The following is a 21,328-nucleotide window of genomic DNA, read 5'->3' on the forward strand; positions in this document are numbered from 1 at the left end:
GGTAAGTCCGCGCGGCCCGGTCGCCTAGACCGATCTTTCCTGGAGTCTCCTATGAATCGGCAGTCTCCACACTCCCACCACCGCCAGGATGAACGTCAGCCCGCCCAGCACCCAGCACTGCACCGCCGCCACCTGCCAGATCTCCTCGACACCGCCGTGGAAGTGGTACAGGTCGGGCACCCTGGCCAGCAGCGTCACGATCGCGTAGAAGGCCAGTGCCAGCAGTGCGGGCCCGCCCGCCCCCAGCGTCAGCGCCGCCGCGGCGGCGGCGGTGAGGGCGACGACGACGATGCCGTGCACGCCGGTCCAGGCCGAGAGGATCTCCATCGTCGTCGTGTAGCCGTCCGCCAGGTGGTCCGTCAGATAGCGGTTGACCGCGTACAGGGCCGCCGCCGCGACCGCGGGCGGCAGCAGAGCCACCCACCAGGACCGGCGCGGCGGCGGCACGTCGCGGTGGTAGCCGAGCAGCAGGGCCAGGACCGGCGCCGCCGACAGCACGGTGTAGCCGGTCTCCATCGCGCGCCAGTCGCTCACCAGGGGCACCAGGAACGACCAGCCGAAGACCAGCACAGCCGCCGTCTTGGCCGTGCGCACGGCCCCTCGCGCCAGGGCGACGTAGGCGACCAGCCACAGGTTGTGGAGCAGGACCTCGCCGATGTTGAACAGCCGGTCGGCCGATCCCGCCGCGCCGAAGAACTGCTCGTTCTCGCTCATCCCCGGCAGGAACGGCAACGAGGGAGCCGACAACATCGCCTGCAGAGCCAGCCCGGACAACGCGATCATGCGCACGGTCTCGCCCCAGGCGAAGTAGACCGGCGGCCCGGAAGCCCCCGCCAGGCGGACCCTGAGGGCCAGTCCCATGACGCTGAGGACCTCGCCCCAGCGCGGCCGGGGGTTGACCTCGTCGGGGGCGTCCCCCGCGTACTCCAGGTAGGCCGCGACCATCTCCTCCTCGCGCTCGGCACGGTAGGAGGCCGGCAGCATCCGCAACACGTTGCGGTAGTGGAACTCCAGCAGGCTCACGCCGTCCCCCCGATGGCGGTGTTCCTGGCGCGCAGCCTGGAGGTGGCCAGGGCGGCGGTCCGGGCGACCCGGTCGGCCTCCTGCCGGAGAGCCTCGGCGCCCTTGTCGGTCAGGCGGTAGTAGCGGCGCAGCCGTCCCTGCAGGACCTCCTCACGGTCCAGCTCGACCAGCTCCTCGGCGGCCAGCCGGTCGAGCACGCCGTAGAGCGTGCCGATCTTCAGCTGGACCCGGCCGCCGGACAGGCCCGAGACCTCCTGCACGATGCCGTAGCCGTGCCGGGGCTCGTCCACCAGCGCGGTCAGCGCCAGGAACATGGGCTCCGTGATATTCATGCCTCCACTATATCCTGAGAGGCAGGATATGCATCAGGGGTGCTGGCTGGAGACCGAGACGACCTCGCCGGTCATGTACGTGGAGTAGTCGCTGGCCAGGAAGACGATCACGTTGGCCACCTCCCACGGCTGGGCCGAGCGGCCGAAGGCCTCCTTGGCCGTGAGCTCGGCGAGCAGTTCGTCGCTGGTGACCTTGGCCAGGAACGGATGCATGGCCAGCGACGGCGCGACCGCGTTGATCCGGACGCCGTCCGTGGCGGCTTCGAGGGCCGCGCACCTGGTCAACGCCATGACCCCGGCCTTGGCCGCCGCGTAGTGCGCCTGGCCGGCCTGGGCCCGCCAGCCGATCACGGAGGCGTTGTTCACGATCACGCCGCGGCCCTGCGGGATCATGTGCTGGAGCGCGGCCCGGGTGCAGCGCATGGTGCCGTTGAGCGTCACGTCGATCACCGCGTGCCACTCCTCGTCGGTCATCTCCGCGAGGCTCGCCGTACCGCCGAGTCCGGCGTTGTTGACCACCACGTCGAGGCGCCCGTGCGCCTCGACCACCGCGTCGAACAGCGCCATCACCTGCGCCTGCGAGGTCACGTCACACGGTACGGCCAGCGGCTTCACCCCGGTCAGCCCGGTCAGCGCCTCGGCCGCCTCCGACAGGCGGCGCTCGTGCCGGTCGGAGATGACGATCGTGGCGCCCTCCTCGGCGCAGCGGCGCGCGGTGGCATAGCCGATCCCGGCCCCGGCCGCGGCGGTCACGAGCGTGACCTTGCCGTCGAGCAGGCCGTGCGCGCTGGGGTAGGGAGGGGGAGTCGTCATCGTGGTAGTCCCAGGGTGCGCTCGGCGATGAGGTTGCGCTGGATTTCGCTGGACCCGGCATAGATCGTGTCGGCGCGGCTGAACAGGTAGAGACGCTGGAGGTCGTTCAGTTCGCCGCCTTCGGCGACCAGCCCGGCCCGGCCCTGGACCTCCTGGGCCAATTCGCCGAGCCGCCGGTGCCACTCCGACCAGTAGAGCTTGGTGATCGGCGATTGAGGGTCGCGCAGCGCGTTCAGCCGCATGACCTCCAGCTCCAGCCACGACCGTACGAGCCGGTCGCGGATCACCGGGTCGCCGGCCGCGCCGCTGAGCTTCGCGGCCTCGATGACCCGGTCGAGTTCGCGGCGGAAGCCGATCTGCTGGCCGAGCGTGGAGGCGCCGCGTTCGTAGCCGAGCGTGGCCATCGCCACCCGCCAGCCGTCGCCGGGCGCGCCGAGGACGTGGCCGCGGTGCGTGCGGGCGCCGTCGAAGAAGACCTCGTTGAACTCGGAGGTGCCGGTGAGCTGGACGATCGGCCGGACCTCGACGCCCGGCTGGTCCATGGGCACGAGCAGGTACGACAGCCCGTGATGCCTCTTCTCCGCCTTCTCCGTACGGCACAGCACGAAGCACCAGTCGGCCACGTGCGCCAGGGAGGTCCACACCTTCTGCCCGGTGACGACCCACTCATCACCCGACATCTCCGCTCTCGTCTGGACGTTGGCCAGGTCCGAGCCCGCCTCCGGCTCCGAGTACCCCTGGCACCACAGTTCCTCGCCCGACTGGATCCCCGGCAGGAAGCGGGCCTTCTGCTCCTCGGTGCCGAACTCCAGGATCGTCGGCCCGATCAGGCCCTCGCCGATGTGGCCCACACGGGCGGGGGCCCCGGCTCTGGCGTACTCCTCGTAGAAGGCGATCTGGTCGGCGAGTGAGGCCGCGCGCCCGCCGTACCGTGTGGGCCAGCTCAGGCAGGTCCAGCCCGCCTTGCCCAGGTGCCGCTCCCACGCGTGGCGTTCCTCGTGGCCCTCGTGCTCGCGACCGGGCCCGCCGAGGCCGCGCACGTGCGCGAACGTCGTGGACAGCTGCTCCTCCAGCCAGGCCCGCGCCTGCTCACGAAGGCTCACTGAACCTCCCGTAGCCCCCGCGGAAGAACACCAGGGGCCCGCCCTCGGCGTGGGTGTCCAGCTGCAGCACCCGGGCCACCACGATCATGTGGTCGCCGGCGAGGTGCTCGGCCTCGACCACGCAGTCGATCCAGGCCAGGGCGCCTTCGATGACCGGGTTGCCGGAGGGGGAGCCGGTCCACTCCAGCCCGGCGAACTTGTCGCCGCCCCGGTTGGCCAGCTGGGCGCAGACCGGCTGCTGGTGCTCGGCCAGGACGTTCACGGTGATCACCTTGCCGCCGCGCACCTTCGGCCAGCTCGTACTGGTGTGCGCCACGCAGAAGGCGACCAGCGGCGGGTCGAGGGAGACGGAGGTGAAGGCGTTGGCGGCCAGGCCGCACGGCTCGCCGCTCTCCGGGTCGAGCGCCGTGATGGCCACGACGCCGGTGGCGAACCTGCCGAGCACGTTCCGGAAGCGCCGGCTGTCGTGCTGCCCGTTGTGGCCGTTCGGCATGGCGGCTCCGTTGTGAATCCCACGCTTGTACGACGAGTGGGCGTCGCACCCGTCCGGCCTGATCAGCCGGGCTGCGTGTGTGCTCATCCGTGGCCTCCTCGTCGTGGATGCTGAGACTAGCTTACCAAGCGCTTGCTTGGATGGGCAGAGCCTTTTCTGATCCCGTTGACACGCGGCGCGCGGCAAGCCTAGCTTCGGAAGCGTGGCCAAGCGCTTGCTCAACTTCACGGACCGCACCGCCGTCGTCGGCGTCGGCTACACCCCCTTCACCAAGAACTCCCAGGTCAGCACCCTCACCCTCGCCTGCCGCGCGATCATGGCCGCGCTGGCGGACGCCGGCCTGGACCCGTCCGACGTCGACGGCCTGGCCACCCACCGCGTCGGCGACTCGGCCCCGCCCTCGCTCGTCGGCCCGGCCCTCGGCCTCGACGACCCGTCCTGGTACCTGGACCAGTTCGGCGGCGGCAGCGTCTCCCACGCCGTCGCCGGCCAGGCCGCGCTCGCCGTGGCCGCCGGCCTGGCCGACACCGTCGTCTTCTACCGGGCCATCAACGCCCGCTCCGAGTTCCGCATGGGCCAGGCCGCCAACCCCAGCCCGGAGGTCCAGTACCAGGCCCCCTACGGCCTGACCGCCCCCGTCCAGCACTTCGCCCTCGCCGCCCGCGCCCACATGCTGCGGTACGGCACCACCGAGGAACACCTCGGGCGGATCGCCGTCCGCCAGCGCGCGCACGCCGCCAAGAACCCGCGCGCCCTCATGCGCACGCCCATCACCCTCGACGACTACCTCGCCAGCCGCTGGATCGCCGAGCCGTTCCGGCTGCTGGACTGCTGCCTGGAGACCGACGGGGCGTGCGCGCTGGTCATCACCACCGCGGAGCGGGCGCGGTCGCTGCGCCGTACCCCGGTGCTGATCTCGGCCGCCGCCTGGGGCGGCGGTCAGTCCTTCCTGTCCGGCGCGGACCCCACCGTCAGCGCCGCCGCGGCCCTCGCCCCCCGCCTGTACGGCCAGGCCGGCCTCACCCCGGCCGACATCGACCTCGCCCAGCTCTACGACTGCTTCACCTATTCGGTGCTGGTCCAGCTGGAGGACTACGGCTTCTGCGCCAAGGGCGACGGCGGCCCCTTCGCTGCCTCCGGCGAGGGCCCGCCGGTGAACACCCACGGCGGCTTCCTGTCGGAGGGTTACGTCCACGGGATCAACCACATCGCCGAGGCCGTCTCCCAGCTGCGCGGCGAGGCCGGGGACCGGCAGGTGGCCGGGGCCCGGGTGGCGCTGTCGACCTCCCAGCCGGGCTACATCCTCCCCGCCACCTCCGCCCTGATCCTGAGGAGCCCCTGAATGCCCGCGCAAACCAGGCCCACGCCCGACCGGGACTCGCGGGAGTGGTGGGAGCGGGTGGCCACGGGGGAGTTCGCCGTCCAGGAGTGCGACGGGTGCGGGCTGCGGCGCTTCCCCGCGCGGGCCTTCTGCGCCCGGTGCCGGGGCGAGGGACGTCGCTGGGTGGCGGTCCGGCCCGTCGGGACGGTGGAGAGCTGGGTGGTCAGCCACCGGCCCTTCGGCCAGGGCGAGATCGTGGTCGTGGTCCGCCTGGACGAGGCGCCGGACGCCGTGGTGCACGGCTCGTGGGAAGGGGCCGGCGAACCCGAGGGCGGATCGCGGGTGAGCGCGGTGTTCACGGCCGTGGACGACGCCCTCACCCTGGTCGGCTGGCGGATGATCACGGAGTGATGGGAACGCTGGGGGACGGCCCGTTGGCCACCCGGAGCGTGAGGGACGTGCGGTCGCCCGGCGGGGCCGGGTAGTACACGTAGGCGCGGCTCTTCTCGCCGGTCTGCAACGCGGGGACGTGGTTCTCGACGAACTCGGTGGACATCTTCAGCGGGTGGTAGCGCGCCTTGGTGGCCGGGTCCTCCAGCGTGAACGCGCCGAAGTCGGCCGCCGCCGAGAACTCGTGCTCCCACCCGGAGAACGGCGCGGGCGCCGGCACGAACACCACGTTGGTCCGCACGGCCGTGACGTCGAAGGTCGCCACCAGATAGGCCCCGTCGCGATAGAGCGGCAGCACCTCGACCTTGAGCTGATCGTCCTTGTTGGTGAACGTCCAGGTGAAGTCGGCCACCGGCGCGCCCGGATCCGGCCGGAACGGCGCGTTCCGGCCGGTGGGGCCGCGTACCTCGCCGGCCGGGGGGCCCGTGGTGGCGGTCACGTCCGGGGCCTGCTGCTTGATCGTGTAGGAGATCTCCACGCGCCGGTTGCGTGCCCGGCCCCCGGGGTTGTCGCCGCCGTCCGGCTTGTCGTTCTTGGCGATCGGGGCACTCTCGCCCTTGCCCTCGGTCACGTACCGGTAGCCGGCGCCGAGCTTGGCCGCCAGATACTCCTTGACCGCCTGGGCCCGCCGGACCGACAACGTCTGGTTGTACGCGTCCTCGCCCTTGGTGTCGGTGTGGCCGACGATCGTGACCGGCGGCTTGGCCGGATCGGCGCGCCTGCGGGTCTCCTCGGCGACCTCGTCCAGCACGGCGGCGGCCCTGGCGCCGAGCGTGGCCTGGTCGAAGGCGAACAGCACGTCGGTGCGCAGGCCGATCGTCTCCTTGGCGCCCTCCTGCAGAGTGGTCTTCTTCGGCGTCTCGACGAGCTCGCGCACGTCGGAGACGCCGGACCAGACGTCGCCCTCGGGCAGCACGACCGGCCACTGGAACACCTCACCCGCCTTGGGCCTCCCGGAAGCGCCGCGCTCGCGGGCGACGGGCTCCCGCGCGGTATCGGCGACGGGGATCCCGGTCATCGGCCCCATCGGCAGATCAGGCACGACGGAGACGGCCCCGACCCCGGGCGGCAGCAAGGGGAAGTACACCTCGACCGGATACCGCACTCCCGGCACGAAGTCCTCGGGAAACCCGTTGCCCTTCATGGTGTGCCGCGTCCCGAACGCGTCGTCATCGCTCTTGGCCCGCAGCGTGAAGTACACCTTCCCGCCCACCGGATCGAACAGCCGGAACCGCGCGAAGTCGCTGGGCACACTCCCGTACCCGAAATCACCCTTGGTGTTCCGGTTGGCGGTGGTCATGATCTCCATGCGCAGCACGGTGAGCTTGGGCGTCCGCTCCACACCCTTGATGTCGATCGTGAACGGCTCCGCCGAGTAGAACCCCACCATCCCCTCGGTCACATACCCGGGTGAGGAAGACGCGCTGGGAGCGGGTGACGTGGTCACGCCGGGCGAGGGCGGCGACGGATCGGCCCGCCGAACGGGCTCACCCGTGGACCCGCACCCGCAGACCAGCACGGCCACGGCCACGGCCAGTGATCCGGATGCTCGAAGAGGGACTCGCATGCCGCCAGACCTTTGTAGACAGTCCTTGCAACCCACTTACCGTCCAACCGAAACCGCCTGTCAAGCCCGGCCTCGTGGCCCCCCGGTATATCAGGTCCCGGTCGACGGCGCGGGCGTAACGGCGGCCCGCCCCGCACGCTGGACGACCGTGCCCCTGGACTGGGCCCGGCCACGGTCGGCGGGTGGGGGTGGGGCGGCTTGCCGTAACGGATCGTGGGGGTGAGAGAAGCCAGCACGGGCGAGAGGGCCGCGCGCATGAGAAGGCCCGTACGAAGGGGAAGGTCCGCACGGGCGAGGGGGCTCGCGTGAAGGGAAGGTTCGCACGAGGAAGGCGCTCTACAGGAGAACGCACCCTGGCGGGCGTGGGGGACCCGCCAGGGTGCGTTTCCTTTCTCCGACGCGGGCGGCGCCAGGACTCCGGCGAGGGATGGAGTCCTAGGCCGAGTGTTCGCGTGCGGAGTCGGTGGGGGAGTGCTCTGCTGGAGAACACTCCGAGGGAGAGGACTGTGGTCGCCGACGGCGGTCGGCGATCCGTTGTGCTGCGCCAACCGGGTCGTCGATGGGGTGGCTGACTTCGACGCCCTCCTCATGCCAGACAAAGAACTCGTCTCTGCACCACACGGTCAACTCGGTTAGCACGGACAGCACGGACATACCGTTCCCGTTGCTCTGGTAGGTGTGGGTGAACCCCTGGCGATGCAACGCGTAACGCAGTAAACGTGTTGCCTCACGGGGATCGTGCCAGGGCGGGTAGCTTCGCAAGCTCGCTTGCTTCGCAAACGGCGCACCCGCGCGGACCGGCAACACCGGCCCTCACCCCCTCACCGGCCTTTCGATGGATTTGTACCAACGAATGGATGATGCGGCTGTCAAGGCCGTTCGGTCAAGGGGTTGTGGCCTGCTAGAACCAGATCGTCTAAATTGTTGGAACAAAAGGGGTGAAAGTGGCAAGACCGTCGCTGTATCAGCAGGTGGCTTCGGAGCTTCGCAGAGCCATCTACTCCGGCGACTACGGCCCCGGGGCGCAGCTGCCGACCGAGGAGGAGCTCCGCGCGCGCCACGGCGTCAGCCGTAACACGGTCAGGCTCGCAGTCGCGGAACTGGTCAACGAAGGCCTCGTCACGCGCGCACCCCGGCGCGGCACGATCGTCAGAGAACGACGCGCCCTGCTGATGCATCCGCAACGCGAACTGGAGCCGCAACCCACGGGAGTTCCCCGGGAGGCCTTCGCGTACGCCGTCAGCCAGGAAGGCCGCCAGCCCTCCCAGCTCATCGAAGTGTTGACGGTCCAACCGGCTGAGGACATCGCCAGCAGGCTGGAGCTCGACGACGGAAAACTGGCAGTGGTACGGCGGCGCCTGCGTTTCGTCGACGGCCAGCCCTACAACACCAACGATTCCTATTTCCCGCATGACCTGGTCGCCGAGTCCGAGATCGCCAGGCCGGGCGACATCGGACGCGGCGCGAACCGGGTACTCGAGGAACTCGGGCACGCGCAGATCCGCGTGGTCGACGACATCTGGGCCAGGATGCCCAACCAGGCGGAGGTCGAACGGCTCCAGTTGGAGCTGGGGACGCCGGTCGTCGTGTATGTCCGAGTCGGCTACGACCGGGAGGACGCGCCGGTCCGTGTCGCGGTGTCGGTGCTTCCCGCCGACAAGCACTTGATCAGATACGAGCTCGGCAGCCGCTGATCGAGCTCGGTTGGGGGTGATCCCAACGGCCGCGCGCAGCGAGATCTGACTTCGCTGGGCGGGGGAGTGGTGCATGCTCCCCTAAATCGTAATTTATCCAGACATATCCGTTTAGCTGCCGCGTGCCGTGAAGTGCACACGAGATGTGTTCTCCCGGACACCCAGCGCAACGAAGGGTAGACCCATGCACTCGAACACCCTCCTTCACCCGCTCACCCTGCGCCGAGCCGTACCCGCTGACCTGGGCGGAGTCCTCACCCTGCTCGCCGACACCGCCGACTGGCTCCACTCCCGGGGGATCCGCCAGTGGCCCCGAGGCGGATTCGGCCCCGAGCGCATCGCGCCCCTCATCGACTCCCACGTCCTCTACCTCGTCGACGACGAACTGCGCTACCTCGACTTCGACGAAGCCGCGCCGCCCGTCGCCACCATCGCCCTCGACAGCCAGGCCGACCCCGAGTTCTGGACCCCGGCCGACCGCCCCCGCGCCGCCCTCTACGTCCACAAACTGGCGGTGGCCCGCCCCTGGTCGGGCAGCGGACTCGGCGACGCCCTCCTGGACTGGGCCGGCGCCACCACGCACGCCGTCGGCCTGCCCTGGCTCCGCCTGGACTGCGCCAAGTCCAACCCCGGCCTGCAGGAGTACTACCGCAAGCGCGGCTTCCGTCACCTGCGCACCGTCGACCTCCCGCACCGCGCGTCCGGCGCCCTGTTCCAGCGCCTGACCCGCCCCGCGCTGTCCACGGCCTTCCGCGACCTGACTGTGCCGCACCTGCTGAGTGCCTAGCGTTTGCTAGAGGCGTCCTGATGCGGGCGTCCTGACGGCCCGCTCGCGCTCGTTCGTGCCTTCTCGCGCCTCCCCGTTACGGCGAAGCCGCGCCCACCCCCTCGCCGTATCGGGCGGGCCTCCGTCCCGGCCGCTCGTGAAGGCTCGCGCACATCCCGCCGCGACGAGCGCCCCCTGGGCCACCCGGCGGCGCCGAGGCAAACCCCGGGGTCCAAACCCGACGATCAGGGGCCTGCACGGGCCTGTCCCGGGGCCGGGGAGGGCTGCCCGGGTCGGCCGGGGCGTGCCACCGGCGGACCCTCGGGCCCGGGGCGGTGAGATCTAGTCGCGGTCGATCAGGGAGCGCCAGCGGGCGACGAGTGACGGGTCGACCGGTTCGGTCCAGGACGTGCGGACCGCGCTGCCCACGTGGAAGGCGCGGATGCCGTAGTCGAGCAGGGCCCGCACGTGCGGCGGCTTCAGGCCGCCCCCGGCGAGGATGAGCCCCGCGTCGCCCGCCTCGCACCGGGCCTTGAGCACCGGCAGCCCGTCGCCCACCCCGGACGGCGAGCCGGAGGTGAGCACGGTGGCCAGGTTCGGCAGCAGCCGGACGGCGCGCCAGCTCGCGGAGGTGTCGGCGGCGTAGTCGACCGCGCGGTGGAAGGTCCACGGCAGCGGCGACACCGCGTGGATCATGGCTTCGGTGGCGGCCAGGTCGACGACGCCGTCGGCGTCGAGGAACCCGAACACGAATCCGGCGGCACCGGCCTGGGCCAGCGCCTTGGCGTCGTTCCTGAGCCGGTCGAGCGCTTCGGCGTCGGCCGTGAACCCGGGCTCGCCGCGCAGCATCACCATCTGGGGGAGCGCGCACTCGGCGGCGATGGCGGCGACCGTCTCCGGCGCTGGGGTGAGCCCGTCGGCGGCCATGTCGGCGACGACCTCAAGGCGGTCGGCACCACCACGTTCGGCGGCCACGGCGTCGCGCACATTCAGCGCGATCACCTCAAGGAGGGATCCGGTCATGGATCTGAGGCTATATGGTGCGCTACCCGTCCACTGCACCCGATTCCCTGACAATCCAGACAGCCCACGGACAACCCTCCAGTCAAGGTTGCCCTACAGCGCCGGTTCAGGCGGGGTTTCCGGGGAACTCCCCCAATGCGGACCGGGCCCGCGAAAGTGCCGTCACGAGAGTTTTGACGGTGGCCGGTTCGTCCATGACGCCCTCCACCTGCCGCTGCTGCTCCCAGGCCGCCACCCGGGCCGCGTAGCCCTCGTACGTGGCCAGGTGGAAGGCGTAGACGGTGGCGAACCTGCTCACCAGGTGCGACGGGTGCATGTCCCAGCCCTGGTAGAAGCCGTGGGCCAGCGAATGGCGTACCAGCTCGGCGTGCCGGCGCCACAGCGCGTGCACGTCGGCCGTCGCGGACGACGCGGGGGCGGCGGCCAGCGAGCCGTCCGACAGCTCGACCCCGGTGCCCGCGAACGCCGTCTGCATCACGTGCCTGGCGTGGTCGCAGGCCGGGTGGTCCAGGCGCTGCTCGTGCGGCGGCAGCCCGATCGCGGCGGTGTAGTCGAAGACGCCGAAGTGCGCCGCGGCCAGCCGGCCGCCGGCCAGGTCGGCGCGCAGGAACGGTAGCGTCTGCGGCGCCTCCACCTGGATCTCGAAGCGCAGCGGGCCGAGCCCGAGCCCTTTCTCCAGATCCTCCAGGAAGGCGGTGAACTGGCCGAGGTAGTTCTCCATCAGGACCTTGGGGAACGTCAGCGCGAACCCCGGTGGAAGGGCGCCGATCCGGGCCACGACCTCGGTCAGGAAACCGTCCAGCGTGCGGACCGAGCGCTCCGGGTCGGCGTCGGCGAACGACTTCACCCGCAGGCCCCACCTGCGCGGCAGCCGTCCCTCCTCGTGCGTCGCCGCCACCGCGGCGGCGGCCTGCTCGACGTGGCCGTCCTCGTCGTCGGGACGCACGCCGTAGCCGTCCTCGAAGTCGATGCGCAGGTCCTCGACCGGCTCGGCGGCCAGCTTCTCCAGCAGCCGCCGGTGCACGCCGGGAGCCAGGTCCTCGCTCACCCCGAACACCTCGGCCAGCTCGCCGGGACCCGGCAGGTGGGTCTCGATCAGTTCCAGCGCCTGCCCGCCCCACGTCGCGACCGTGTCGGCCGAGAAACGGTCGGCCGGAACATAGACCGTGTGCACCGGCTGCCAGCCGGCCGGGGTCATCGGGTATCGGCTCTGCTGCAGCCGGTACTCCTCCGCGAACCCGGTGATCGGCCGATGCCCAACGGTGACACGCATGTTCTCCTCCGGAAACGCGGCGCTGGCAAGCTCGCCGAGCATCTCACAGCTTGGGAGGTCCCATGCCGGCAGCCCGCGAGGCGCTGATGATCGTGACCGCCACCCAGTCCGACCCCGGGATGGCCCAATTACGGTCGCCCGCGAGCGATACGGACGCGCTCGGCGAGGCCCTGCTCGCGGGCTTCGCCCTGCGGAAACTGGTCGACGGCACCCAGGGCGAGGTGCTGGCCGAGATCACCGCCTTCCTGGGCGACCGCGAGCCCGACGACGTGCTGCTGCTCTACATCGCCTGCCACGCCGTCGCCACCCCCGGCGGCCTGCTGCTGACCACCTCGGCGACCGGCCGCGACGACCCGGCCGCGACCTCGGTGCCGGTCGCCGCCGTCGCGCGGGAGCTGGCCGGGACCGCCGCCGGGCACACCGTGGTCGTCCTCGACTGCTGCTTCAGCGGCGCCGGGCGATTCCCGATCGACCTGTCCGGCCTCTCCGCGCCCGCCCAGGTCTTCCTCAGCGCCACCGACCGTGTCGAGTACGTCCTGGACCAGGGCATGATCCGCGGCAGGGGCGCGCACTCCAAGCTGACCCCCGCCCTGGCTGAGACCCTGCGCGGCGGCCGCCCGGTCACCGCGGCCCGCCTCGCCGGGCTCCCCGCCGCCGTCACCGAGATCCGCGAGCCCGGCCTGGTCCTCGCCCTCGCCGGCAGCGCGACCGGACCCGCCCCGGGAGCGGCCCGTGAGCCCGCGCCCGTGGCCGAGCGGCCGAAGCGCACCGTGGGCGACTGGGCCGTCCGCGTCCTCTACTGGGGCCTCGTGATCGTCGGCCTGTCGATGCTCGCGATGCTGGCCTCGGGCTGGTTCGCCTGGCGCATCTGGCAGCCGGGCGTGCCCGGTGACGCCCTGGACGTCCTCGCCCTGATCTTCGTCGCGGGGCTCGTGGTGGTCGCCGCCGGAGCACTGGTGGCCGTTGTCGCGTACGTCGCCCGCCGGCGGCGTTCCAGGAAGTAAGGTTCCTGACCGTGACGGACAATCCGCTCTTCGCTCTGGCCACCTCGGGCAAGCGGCGCACCCATCCGATCCTCGCCCTCGTCGTCGCCGTGGCCGCGATCCTGCTGGGCGGGCTCATCGGGGCGATCGTCCTGACGTTCACCGGCCTGCCCGCCGACCCGGCGCTGCGCATGCTGGTGAACCTGGTCACCGGCTTCGCGCCGGTCGCGCTGCTGATCTGGCTGTGGATCGGCCTGTTCGAGGAACGCGGCTTCCGCACGCTCGGGTTCACCCGCGAGCACGCCGCCTGGCGCTCCGCCCGCGGCCTGCTGACCGGCGTCCTGTCCTTCGGCCTGGTCACCGCCATCCTCGTCGTGCCGGGCTTCACGCTGACCGAGAACGTGCCGCAGGGCGTGGCGGCGATCGGCCCGGCGATCCTGGTGTTCGCCGGCTGGGTCGTGCAGGGCTCCACCGAGGAGATCGTCACCCGCGGCTTCCTGCTGCCGGTGGTCGGCGCGCGCTACGGGGCCGTGGTGGGCGTCGGCCTGTCCTCGATGCTCTTCGCCGCCCTCCACCTGCTCAATCCCGGCGTCAACGCGCTCAGCCTGGTCAACCTGGTGCTCGTCGGCGTGCTCCTCGGCCTGTACGCGCTGTGGGAGGGCGCGCTCTGGGGCGTGTGCCTGTGGCACGCGGCGTGGAACTGGGCCCAGGGTAACGTCTTCGGCTTCGAGGTCAGCGGCACCGGCACCGGCATGATGGCGATCGTCGACCTGAAGGAGAACGGCCCCGACGTGGTCACCGGAGGCTTGTTTGGGCCCGAGGGCGGCGTGGCGACCACGCTCGTGCTCGCCCTCGGGATCGCCGTGCTCAGCCTTGGACTGCGTCGCGCATCGCGTCAAGCCCGACCAGCTTGACCCGCTCGCCCCGGCCCAGCGTCCTGGCCAGTGCCTCCTCGGCGGCCTCGATGCGCAGCCAGTGCTCGTAGGTGACCGGCTCGACGCCGCGCGAGCGCAGCAGGTCCTCGACTGAGGCGGGCCGTACCCTGTCGTGGCCGGCGAGGTCGGCCAGAAGCGTGCGGACGGTCTCGGCGGCGTCGGACTTGTTGGTGCCGATCACCCCGGTGGGGCCGCGCTTGAGCCAGCCCGCCACGTACTCGCGCTCGCGCACGCGGCCCGCCTCGTTCGGGACCGTCATCGAGCCCGTGTCGAACGGCACGCCGGGCAGCGGCACGCTCTGGTAGCCGACCGAGCGCAGCACCATGCCGACCGGCAGCGTCTCGTACACGCCGGTGCCGACGACGCGGCCGTCCTCCAGGCGGGTGCGCTCCAGCTTGAGTCCCTCGACCCGGTCGGTGCCGAGGATCTCCACCGGGCGCAGCCAGAACCGCACGTCCAGGCGGCGCGGGCGGCCGACGGGGGCGCGGGCCGCCCATGACTGCAGCACGTCGATGTTGCCGCGGATCTGGCGCGGGAAGTCGGCGCCGAGCACGACGGCCTCGTCGGGGCGTACGCACACGTCGGCGTTGGCCAGCTCGCCCAGCTCGCGCAGCTCCTTGAGCGTGAACTTGGCGTGCTCGGGACCGCGCCTGCCGATCATGTGGATGGCTTTGACCTGGCTGTCGGCCAGGCGTTCGAGCACGTCGTGGGGGACGTCGGTGGCGGCCAGCTCCTCCGCCGTCTTGGCCAGGACGCGCACCACGTCGACGGCCACGTTGCCGACGCCGATCACGGCGATCTCGGGGCTGTCGAGCACGAAGCGGCCGGGGTCGACGTCGGGGTGGCCGCAGTACCAGTTGACGAAGTCGGTGGCGGCCACGCTGCCGGGCAAATCCTCGCCGGGGATGCCCATGCGCCGGTCGACCATGGCGCCGGTGGCGTAGACGACGGCGTCGTAGCTCGCCAGGAGATCCTCGACGGACAGGTGCTCGCCGAGGGTGACGCCGCCGAGGAAGCGCACCTGGGGGAGTTCGAGCACTTTGCGCAGGTAGTTGGCGATGGACTTGATCGAGGTGTGGTCGGGGGCGACCCCGTAGCGGACCAGCCCGTACGGCGTGGGCAGCCGTTCGAGCACGTCGACCTCGACTGGTTCGGCCGACTGCTTGACCAGCGCCTCCGCCGTGTAGATGCCCGCCGGGCCCGACCCGACTACCGCCACGCGCAACGACACGCCTGCCTCCTCAGGAGCGGGGGACACGTCCTAGTAGGTGCGATCGGCCAACCTCAACGAGGTATCCCCGGTCGCTCGTGCGTACGAACCCATCTTTCGCGAACACCCGCAATTCCGGCAGAGTCCGGGCATGATCCCGAGCGCGGCCTCGGTGTCAACGTAGCGGTTGCGACGGATCCGCGCACCGCCCTGAGGCAGGCGGTGCGGTTCCACCCTAATCCGCGAAAGACCGGCAAGCGCGGCTAAAACCGCAGGTCAGGAAATATCCCCTGCGGCCATCCGGCGGAGGGCGATCTTGTCGGTCTTGCCGTTCGGGTTGGCGGGCAGCTCCTCCACCACGATCACCCGCTTCGGCACCTTGAAGTTGGACATGTTCTCGCGCGCCCACGCCCGCAGCGCCTCGCCGTCCACCCGCGCACCGGAACGCGGCACCACGAACGCCCAGCCCGCCTCGCCCGAGTCGTCGTCCGGCACCCCGACCACCGCGGCCTGGGCCAGCGACCCCTCCCGCAGCAGCAGCGCCTCGACCTCGGCGGGCGAGACGTTGAAGCCGTTGACGATGAACAGCTCCTTCTTCCTGTCCACGATGCTGAGGTTGCCCGCCTCGTCCAGCACGCCGACGTCGCCGGTGCGCAGCCAGCCGTCGGCGTCGATCGCCTCCGCCGTCCTGCCGGGCTCGCCCCAGTAGCCGCGCATCACCCCGTACCCGCGCTGCAGGACCTCGCCCCGCTCCCCGGGCGGCACCTCCTCGCCCCCCAGGTCGACGATCTTCACCTCGATCCCCGGCACCGCCCGCCCGGTGGTCGTCGCGATCACCTCGATCGGGTCGCCGGCCCGCGTCATGGACACGACCGTGCCCTCCATGAGCCCATAGGCGTTGATCACGCGTTCCAGGCCCACCCGCTCGACCAGCCGCGTGATCAGCGGCGCCGGGACCGACGCCGCCCCGCAGATCGCCACCCGCAGCGACGAGACGTCCCAGTCGCGCCGGTCGAGCTCGTCCAGCAGCCGGGCGAACAACGTGGGCGGACCCGCCAGGATGCTCACCTTTCCCGATTCCACCAGCGCCATCAGGGCATCGGGGGTGAACACCCCGACCGGCATCATCGTCGCCCGGCGCAGGACGCAGGCGATCAGCCCGGCGTTGAGCCCGAAGCCGTGGTTGAACGGCGCGATCACCGGATAGCGGTCGTCCGGGCCCAGGGTGACTATCTCGGCCCAGTCCCAGTAGCCGCGCAACACCTGGGCGTGGTCGAGCATGACGCCCTTGGGGGTGCCGGTGGTGCCGGACGTGGACATGATCTCGCACAGGTCGTCCGGTTTCACCGCCAGCGCCCTGGCCTCGACGTCGCCCTCGCCGGTCTCCACGAGCTCGGAGGCGGTCAGCGTGGCGGCCCGCCGTACCCCGTCGGGGACGATCACGTGGCGCAGGTCCGGCAGGGGCGGCAGCAGGTCGGCCAGGACGGCGCCGCCCGCGCCAGGACCGGTGACCAGCACCTCCGCGCCCGCCCTCGCGATGATCTCCGCGGCCTCGAACCCCTTGTACCGGGAGGAGAGCGGCACGATCACCGCGCCCGCGTCCCAGACGCCGAAGGCGTGCGCCACCCACGCGGCGTCGTTGATCCCCCACACCGCCACGCGGTCGCCGGGCCCGACGCCAAGCGCCATCAGCCCGCGCGCCACCGCGGCGGCCTGTTCGCGCAGCTCGCGCAGGGTGAGGCGGACAGGCCCCTCCACCACGAGGGTGTCCGGATACGCCGAGGCCTGCGCGCGCAGCATGCGGGGGAGCGTCCCCCAGCCGGGCACACTCTCCATCGCGCCTCCTCAGCCGGCCAGGCTGCGATCGCGGCCCAGGTGATGGCCGCGCAGGTCCTCCACGACACCGGGCGTGACGGCCTCCGACACCTCGGGCGCCACCTCCACCCCGATCTGCACCGGCGTCAGCCCGTGGACGGCCTGCCGGATGCGTGACTTCCACATCGGGTTCTTGACCAGGCTCGCCCGGTTGAAGACGACCGTCAGCACGGCGGCGTCCAGCGTGCCCTGGCGGCTGACCGTCAGCTTCCAGCCCGACACCCCGTCCACCTTGGCCAGCGCCTTCTGGATCCGGAGCAGCGAGACCCACACCCCGCGCACGAGCACGTGCTCGCCGACCGTGTGCGCGGGCGCGAGCCCGCCCCGCGACACCTGCCCGGTACGCAGCACCGCGTCACCCAGCGTCGCGTGCCCGCGCGGCGTGATCACCACCTCGGCCGGTTCGCCCGCCCCGGGATCGAGCGCGTCCTTGCCCAGCGCCGCCAGCCCGACCAGCCCCTCGGCCAGCGGCACGAAAGGCTCCTCCTCCGCGGTACGGCAGGCCAGCGCGGCCCCGGTGAACGGGCTCGCGTACACCTCGGTCACCGCGGCGTCGAACTCCTTGGCCAGATACGCCATCGTCCGCTTGGCGGCGTTCTCACCCGTCAGCACGATCGTGCGCAGCCCCAGATCCAGCGGGTCGAGCAGAAACTCCAGGTGCAGGCGGGCCAGGAAGTCCATGGCCCCGGTCGGCGTCGCCACCAGCGCAGTGGCCCCGACCGAGGTGAGCGCGTGGTGCAGCCGCATCCGCCCCCGGGGCCCGACCGAGGCGGCGGCCTGCGCGACGTCCGCCGCCGCGCCCGCCCACAGCGCGCCGGCCGGTTCGGCCAGCGCCACCACCACGCGGTCCCGCGCGCCGACGCCCGCGCCCTTGAGCGCCGCCCCGGTCATCGCGGCGGCGTCCGCGCGGTCCTCCGGCCCGAGCGGGAACACGCTCGCCGCGTCCGGCGAGACCACCAGCAGCCCGGACGCCGTCCGCCCGGCGGCGCCCAGGTCGTCACGTGTGAGCCATCGCATCGAAGGCCACCCCCATCCCTTCCCTGAGACCTTCGCGGCGCATCAGCGCACCACCTCGGTCATGAACGTGCGCATCGACTCCGTGACCAGCGGATGCGCCAGCCCGCCCACCTGGCACTGCAGGATCAGGTCGGTGGCGCCGGCCTCGGCGATGCGCGCGACCGCCTTGCGTGAGCCCTCCACGTCGTCCACCACGACCATGAGGTGCTCGCGCAGCGTCGCCATGGCCTCATCGGGCGGCATGCCGGCCGCGAGCTGTCCCAGTACGCGGTGGGTGGCGTGGCGGGCGTCGTAGTAGTCGGGCGGCGTGACCAGGTTGACCTGGCGCCGGATGTACCAGAGCACGGCGTCGGCCGCCTCGTCCCGCGCCTGGCCCACGTACCAGGGGATCATCAGCGCCACCCGCCGGCTGGCGGGGTCGAACCCATGGTCGGCCAGGCACTCCCGATATTTCGCGATGTCGGCGGCGACGTCGTCGATGCCCTTCAGCATCGTCATCCCGAGCAGGTTGTAGCCGTGCTTGGCGGCCGCCAGATAGCCCTCCAGGGACGTGGACGCCACCCACACCCTCGGATACGGCTCCTGGACCGGCCGCGGGTACACGGACACGTCCGGAATCTCGAAGAACTCGTTCGACCGGCTGACCGGTTCGCCGTCCGCCCGCCAGATGGCCAGCGTGGCCTCCAGGGAGTCCTCCCAGATCTGCCGCGACTTCTCGAACGGCTTCTGGAACGCCTGGTACTCCAGCGGCGAGGCGCCGCGGCCGGTCCCGAACTCCACCCGGCCGCCGCTCAGGACGTCGAGGGTGGCCACGCGCTCCGCCGTACGGATGGGCGACTGGAAGGGCAGCAGCACCACGCCCAGCCCCAGGTGGATCCGCTCGGTGCGCTGAGAGATCGCGGCCAGCACCAGATCCGGCGCGGAGGAGTGGGAGAAACCCCTGGTGAAGTGGTGTTCGACGAACCAGGCCGTGTCGAAGCCCAGTTGATCCCCCAGGACCACCTGGTCGATCACATTCCGGAACGCCTGCTGCTCGACCTCGCGGGTACGCCCGCGAACCTCCAGTTCGTAACCGAGGCTGATCCGCATCCATCCTCCAAGTAAACCAAGCGCTCGCTTGGTAGAGACTATCAGGGCGGCTGTCCGGCGGGAAGTGCGGCTGCGCGTCCGGGGCTTGCGGGATACGTGGTACGACGATCAGAGTGGGTGATCGTGAGGCGAAAGCACGCGCTGCGGCGGCAGAAAGATGGCACGCTCCCAGACATGAGGGGTTTCCGCCGGACTCGGTCGAGCGACGACGAGCTTTCCAGCGCGCGCCGCTACGAGGCGTTCGGCCGGGTCATGGCGGTCCTGGCCACCAAGGCGGACTTCATCGAGGCGTGCCGTGACCTCACCTGGTGGCGGGGCGCCGACCACAGCTGGCACATCGAGTGGCGCGACGGCCCCTACGCCGCCGAGGTGGCCGCGCTGCTCGCCGAGCACGTGCGAGACCCCGACTTCGACGGCAGCCTGGTCACGGCGGCCGGTCCCGGCAGCGACGCCTCGGCCGTCCTGGACGTCATGGGCGTCCGTTTCGAACTCCACGCCGTCGACCCCATGGGCTCGGCCCGCGTGCACGTGCGCCCCGGCTTCTGGCGCCTGGCCGAGGCCCTGGACACCACTCGCCGCACCAACGCCCGCCAGCCCTGGGAAGAACTCCTCGGCGGTTAGCCGCCGAACACGTGCGCGGCCAGTTCCCCGCGATGTCCCAGCGGGGTGCCGAAGAGCTGGGCGTCGGAGGTGGCGCGCTTGAGATGGCGGTGGGCGTCGTGCTCCCAGGTGATCCCGATCCCGCCGTGGACCTGGATGTTCTCCCCGGCGGCCCGCAGATAGGCCTCTCCGCAGTAGGACCCGGCGACCGCGGCGTTCACGGCCGACTCGTGCGCGGCCAGCGCCGCCGACCCGGCCGACTCCACCAGCAGCGCCACGTCGGCCAGCTTGTGCTTGATCGCCTGGAACGACCCGATCGGCCGCCCGAACTGCCGCCGCTGCTTCGCGTACTCCACCGACGCCTCCAGGCACCGCTCCGCCCCGCCCGCCTGCTCGGCGGCGAGCGCCGCGACGCCGAGCGTGCGCACCGCGTCCCGGTGCCGGTCGGCGCCCAGGACGGTGGCGGGCGTCCGTTCGAAGACGAGCCTGGTCAGGGGCCGCGTGAGGTCCATGGTCCGGTACGGCTCCCGCGCCGCCGGCCGGGCCTCGACCAGGCGCCCGCCGGCGTAGACGAGCACCAGATCCCCGTCCAGGACATAGGGCGCCTCACCGGTCAGCAGCCCGTCCTCCAGCGACAGCTCCGAGCCGAACACGACGGTCGCGCTCATCGCGCCCTCGGCCAGAGGCGGGAGCAGGTGTGCGCGGGTCGCCGCGTCCCCGTCGAGCCTGAGCGCCGCCACCGCCAGCACCGCCGTCTGCAGGAACGGCTGCGCCGACAGCGCCCGCCCCACCTCCCACGCCACGGCCGCGACCTCCGCTGGCCCGCCGCCCGCGCCGCCGTACTCCTCGGGCACGGCCAGGCCCGCGACGCCGAGCTCCCGCGCGAAGTCCGCCCACGACGCGGACGGGCGGCGGGACAGGTACGACCGGACGGTGTCACGCAGCAGATCCATGCTCCAAGACTAACCAAGCACTTGCTTCGCCGTTAGCTTCGGTTGACCGAATTTTGCCTTTTCTGTAAGTCCGCATACTGTGAGTAATGGCCGCCTTTAGTGGTTACTGGGGGAAAGGGTGGCCTGGGAATGGAGATGGAGAAGAAGACGAGCGCCGTCGACTATGCCGACTTCGCCGAGTACGACCGGCGACAGCGCGGCATCGAACGCCACGTTCTCGCGGCCTTCCTCGGGGGGCTGGCCGTCGGCCTCCTCGGCATGTTCGTCGTCGACAACGCGCCCGCCCTGCTCGCCGACGTGTACGACCCGTACGTCTACCTCGCGCTGACCATCGCGCTCGGCGCCACGAGCACCGGGTTCGGATGGGCGCTGCTGACCACGTTCCTGGCGACCGTCTCGTCGCTGGTGGCCGCCATGGGCGGCAGCGCGCTCCAGGGCCGCTTCAACATCGACGTCGTGGGCGGCGGGCCCGTCGCGCTGAACGTGCTGCTCGTGCTGCTCGTGGGCCTCGGCATGCTCGGCTACCTCACCCGCAGGAGCGACCTCTGGGGCGACCTGGCCGCCGGCGGCATCGGCGCCCTGGTGCTGGCCGACGTCATCGACCGGGCGACGCCCGGGTTCCTCGACACCGAGGCCACGTTCTGGCCGGTCCCGGCCGTGGTCGTCGGCGTGCTGACCGTCATGGCCGTGCTGTGGCTGCGCCGTACCACCGTGGGACGGCTGCGCGCGCTGGGGGTCACCGCCGTGCTGGCGGGGCTCTTCGCGTTGTTCGTGACCTGAGTGTGAAGGCTCCGAGGCGGCAAGCCCG

At 71.5% G+C, this 21,328-nt stretch carries 21 protein-coding genes; 8 read left to right on the top strand and 13 right to left on the bottom strand.

Annotated features, from left to right (window positions below; genetic code table 11):
* Window positions 1-24: 24 nt before the first annotated feature.
* Genes ACIBHY_RS45105 through ACIBHY_RS45125 form a run of 5 tightly spaced genes read right to left on the bottom strand, consistent with a single transcriptional unit; the run spans window position 25 to window position 3,764 of the window.
* Entirely contained in the window at window positions 25-1,023 is a 999-nt protein-coding gene (locus ACIBHY_RS45105; RefSeq protein ID WP_397309943.1) for a hypothetical protein, read from the bottom strand.
* A complete protein-coding gene (locus ACIBHY_RS45110; protein ID WP_397248208.1) occupies window positions 1,020-1,355 on the bottom strand; it encodes a PadR family transcriptional regulator in 336 nt (111 codons plus the stop codon). The genes ACIBHY_RS45105 and ACIBHY_RS45110 overlap by 4 nt, the downstream gene beginning before the upstream one ends.
* A 33-nt stretch (window positions 1,356-1,388) precedes the next feature.
* On the bottom strand, window positions 1,389-2,168 hold the full coding sequence (locus tag ACIBHY_RS45115; RefSeq protein WP_379618043.1) for an SDR family oxidoreductase: 780 nt from the start codon (window positions 2,166-2,168) through the stop codon (window positions 1,389-1,391).
* A complete protein-coding gene (locus ACIBHY_RS45120; RefSeq protein ID WP_397309944.1) occupies window positions 2,165-3,271 on the bottom strand; it encodes an acyl-CoA dehydrogenase family protein in 1,107 nt (368 codons plus the stop codon). Before ACIBHY_RS45120 ends, ACIBHY_RS45115 begins: the two co-directional genes overlap by 4 nt.
* Entirely contained in the window at window positions 3,258-3,764 is a 507-nt protein-coding gene (locus ACIBHY_RS45125) for a flavin reductase family protein (RefSeq protein WP_397249133.1), read from the bottom strand. Before ACIBHY_RS45125 ends, ACIBHY_RS45120 begins: the two co-directional genes overlap by 14 nt.
* Before the next feature lie 202 nt (window positions 3,765-3,966).
* On the opposite strand from ACIBHY_RS45125, the gene ACIBHY_RS45130 reads away from it, so the two are divergent.
* Together ACIBHY_RS45130 and ACIBHY_RS45135 are read left to right on the top strand one after the other, a co-directional pair.
* Window positions 3,967-5,106, top strand: coding sequence for a thiolase C-terminal domain-containing protein (locus ACIBHY_RS45130; protein ID WP_397309945.1), 1,140 nt, complete (start codon window positions 3,967-3,969; stop codon window positions 5,104-5,106).
* Window positions 5,107-5,496 carry a Zn-ribbon domain-containing OB-fold protein gene (locus tag ACIBHY_RS45135; RefSeq protein WP_397248214.1) on the top strand — a complete coding sequence of 130 codons (390 nt, stop codon included), beginning with the start codon at window positions 5,107-5,109 and terminating at the stop codon, window positions 5,494-5,496.
* Here the strand turns inward: ACIBHY_RS45135 and ACIBHY_RS45140 are convergent.
* The gene (locus tag ACIBHY_RS45140; protein ID WP_397309946.1) at window positions 5,486-7,102 is read right to left on the bottom strand and encodes an OmpA family protein; all 1,617 of its coding nucleotides are present in this window, start codon (window positions 7,100-7,102) and stop codon (window positions 5,486-5,488) included. The two genes, ACIBHY_RS45135 and ACIBHY_RS45140, sit on opposite strands and share 11 nt — an antisense overlap.
* Before the next feature lie 944 nt (window positions 7,103-8,046).
* On the opposite strand from ACIBHY_RS45140, the gene ACIBHY_RS45145 reads away from it, so the two are divergent.
* Both ACIBHY_RS45145 and ACIBHY_RS45150 read left to right on the top strand, forming a co-directional pair.
* Window positions 8,047-8,796 (top strand): GntR family transcriptional regulator, encoded by a 750-nt coding sequence (locus ACIBHY_RS45145; protein ID WP_397098147.1) that lies wholly within the window; start codon window positions 8,047-8,049, stop codon window positions 8,794-8,796.
* 184 nt (window positions 8,797-8,980) lie between these two features.
* Window positions 8,981-9,583, top strand: a complete 603-nt coding sequence (locus tag ACIBHY_RS45150; protein ID WP_397248218.1) for a GNAT family N-acetyltransferase — start codon at window positions 8,981-8,983, stop codon at window positions 9,581-9,583.
* Window positions 9,584-9,904: 321 nt separating this feature from the next.
* Here the strand turns inward: ACIBHY_RS45150 and ACIBHY_RS45155 are convergent, their stop codons facing one another.
* Together ACIBHY_RS45155 and ACIBHY_RS45160 are read right to left on the bottom strand one after the other, a co-directional pair.
* On the bottom strand, window positions 9,905-10,585 hold the full coding sequence (locus ACIBHY_RS45155) for a copper homeostasis protein CutC (protein WP_397248220.1): 681 nt from the start codon (window positions 10,583-10,585) through the stop codon (window positions 9,905-9,907).
* A gap of 106 nt (window positions 10,586-10,691) precedes the next feature.
* Window positions 10,692-11,858, bottom strand: coding sequence for a DUF6986 family protein (locus ACIBHY_RS45160; RefSeq protein WP_397248222.1), 1,167 nt, complete (start codon window positions 11,856-11,858; stop codon window positions 10,692-10,694).
* Window positions 11,859-11,920: 62 nt separating this feature from the next.
* Here ACIBHY_RS45160 and ACIBHY_RS45165 point away from each other — a divergent pair, with 62 nt between their 5' ends.
* Complete coding sequence (locus ACIBHY_RS45165) at window positions 11,921-12,862, top strand: caspase domain-containing protein (protein WP_397248223.1); 942 nt, start codon at window positions 11,921-11,923, stop codon at window positions 12,860-12,862.
* A gap of 11 nt (window positions 12,863-12,873) precedes the next feature.
* Entirely contained in the window at window positions 12,874-13,755 is an 882-nt protein-coding gene (locus ACIBHY_RS45170; protein WP_397248225.1) for a CPBP family intramembrane glutamic endopeptidase, read from the top strand.
* On the opposite strand, the gene ACIBHY_RS45175 is transcribed toward ACIBHY_RS45170, so the two are convergent.
* The 4 genes from ACIBHY_RS45175 to ACIBHY_RS45190 all read right to left on the bottom strand — a co-directional run bounded on the left by ACIBHY_RS45175 (window position 13,709) and on the right by ACIBHY_RS45190 (window position 18,967).
* The gene (locus ACIBHY_RS45175; RefSeq protein WP_397248227.1) at window positions 13,709-15,007 is read right to left on the bottom strand and encodes an FAD-dependent oxidoreductase; all 1,299 of its coding nucleotides are present in this window, start codon (window positions 15,005-15,007) and stop codon (window positions 13,709-13,711) included. The genes ACIBHY_RS45170 and ACIBHY_RS45175 overlap by 47 nt on opposite strands.
* Before the next feature lie 255 nt (window positions 15,008-15,262).
* Complete coding sequence (locus ACIBHY_RS45180; RefSeq protein WP_397309947.1) at window positions 15,263-16,822, bottom strand: AMP-binding protein; 1,560 nt, start codon at window positions 16,820-16,822, stop codon at window positions 15,263-15,265.
* 9 nt (window positions 16,823-16,831) lie between these two features.
* Complete coding sequence (locus tag ACIBHY_RS45185; protein WP_397309948.1) at window positions 16,832-17,878, bottom strand: hypothetical protein; 1,047 nt, start codon at window positions 17,876-17,878, stop codon at window positions 16,832-16,834.
* Between the two features lie 42 nt (window positions 17,879-17,920).
* Window positions 17,921-18,967, bottom strand: a complete 1,047-nt coding sequence (locus tag ACIBHY_RS45190) for an LLM class flavin-dependent oxidoreductase (protein WP_397248233.1) — start codon at window positions 18,965-18,967, stop codon at window positions 17,921-17,923.
* 174 nt (window positions 18,968-19,141) lie between these two features.
* Between ACIBHY_RS45190 and ACIBHY_RS45195 the strand changes: the two genes are divergently transcribed.
* Window positions 19,142-19,588 carry a hypothetical protein gene (locus ACIBHY_RS45195; protein ID WP_379635639.1) on the top strand — a complete coding sequence of 149 codons (447 nt, stop codon included), beginning with the start codon at window positions 19,142-19,144 and terminating at the stop codon, window positions 19,586-19,588.
* Here the strand turns inward: ACIBHY_RS45195 and ACIBHY_RS45200 are convergent.
* On the bottom strand, window positions 19,585-20,520 hold the full coding sequence (locus tag ACIBHY_RS45200) for an acyl-CoA dehydrogenase family protein (RefSeq protein ID WP_397309949.1): 936 nt from the start codon (window positions 20,518-20,520) through the stop codon (window positions 19,585-19,587). The genes ACIBHY_RS45195 and ACIBHY_RS45200 overlap by 4 nt on opposite strands.
* A 135-nt stretch (window positions 20,521-20,655) precedes the next feature.
* Between ACIBHY_RS45200 and ACIBHY_RS45205 the strand changes: the two genes are divergently transcribed.
* Window positions 20,656-21,300, top strand: coding sequence for a hypothetical protein (locus tag ACIBHY_RS45205; RefSeq protein WP_397309950.1), 645 nt, complete (start codon window positions 20,656-20,658; stop codon window positions 21,298-21,300).
* Window positions 21,301-21,328 lie beyond the last annotated feature (28 nt).

This window comes from Nonomuraea sp. NPDC050547 (assembly GCF_044457345.1).
Classification (GTDB): domain Bacteria; phylum Actinomycetota; class Actinomycetes; order Streptosporangiales; family Streptosporangiaceae; genus Nonomuraea.